Source organism: Capnocytophaga periodontitidis (assembly GCF_016126015.1).
Taxonomy (GTDB): Bacteria; Bacteroidota; Bacteroidia; order Flavobacteriales; family Flavobacteriaceae; genus Capnocytophaga; species Capnocytophaga periodontitidis.
In genome coordinates, this window is sequence record NZ_JAEFDB010000039.1 from 1 (window position 1) to 1,088 (window position 1,088).

The following is a 1,088-nucleotide window of genomic DNA, read 5'->3' on the forward strand; positions in this document are numbered from 1 at the left end:
GATTAAAACTTTATGTTATAATAGTATTGAGGTCTGTATTCTGGAGATATTTTTAATCCTTCTAGTCCTGTTCTTACTCTAAAATGGAACTGTTTATAAGGAATAGGAGTTGGAGTAAGGGATTTTACTGGTAAAGCCAATTCAATAAAAGCCCCTTTGCCTGAGTTACCAAAATCTATTCCTAAGTCTAATTTAGGAGCACCATCAAAATCTACTCCAATAAAATTATAATCAGATTCTCTTGAAGGATTTAACTTTAGTTGGTTCTTTATTAAATCCATATTTTCTGGACTTGTATGATGTCTTACTATCGTTTCTCCTTCTTTTGGTATAAGCCTACCATTCCAAGGGTTTAAACCTTCTTTTTTTGCATACCTATACCCTCCTGCAAATCCTGAAACAGATCCCACTCCTGCTCCAAAAATAGCTCCTGACCCAGCACTATTCCAAGCTGCATCAAGATTTCCTGTTGTAATATAACCAGCAGTAAATCCACCTATAGCTCCTCCAGCAGCCCCTCCAATAGCTCCAGCTATAAATCCTTTAACAACAGGGCTTGTTATATTAACGCCTTGAAGAAGTACATTAGTCCCTTTCCCAGCAGCAAATCCAGCTGCTCCTCCGATGACTCCAGATAAAGCTCCAATCCCCATACCTTGTAAAACCTTACCATTCCCACCTGGCAATACTGCAAACCCACCACCTGATATAGCACCCCCTACTACTCCTCTTACCATAGAAGAGACAATAGTAGTTCCTCCCGCGATGGCTCCACCAACAGCCGATCCTACTCCTGCCGAAACTCCCCCTATAATAGCACCTCCTGTAATACCCATCCAAGTATCTGCATTGCTATAATTCCATTTAAACGGATTGTATGTGCCATTAGCTTGCGCTCCTCCTATATAAGCTCCGATCAGAGCTGCTACTAAAAATACCCATTCCCCATCCTGATCCACATACACTAGCGGATTATTCAAGCAATACCCATACCTGTTAAAGCTCTGTGTATTAAAAGGGTCTTGGATATAGTTATCGGGCATTAAGAAGCGGTGTAGGGTAGGGTCATACAAACGCCCGTTCATATG

The 1,088-nt window shown here is 41.0% G+C and carries 1 protein-coding gene; it reads right to left on the minus strand.

From position 1 onward, the window contains the following. Nucleotides 1–2: 2 nt before the first annotated feature. Nucleotides 3–1,088 (minus strand): RHS repeat-associated core domain-containing protein (locus tag I7X29_RS15585; protein ID WP_317191541.1); only part of this gene is annotated, 1,086 nt, incomplete at its 5' end.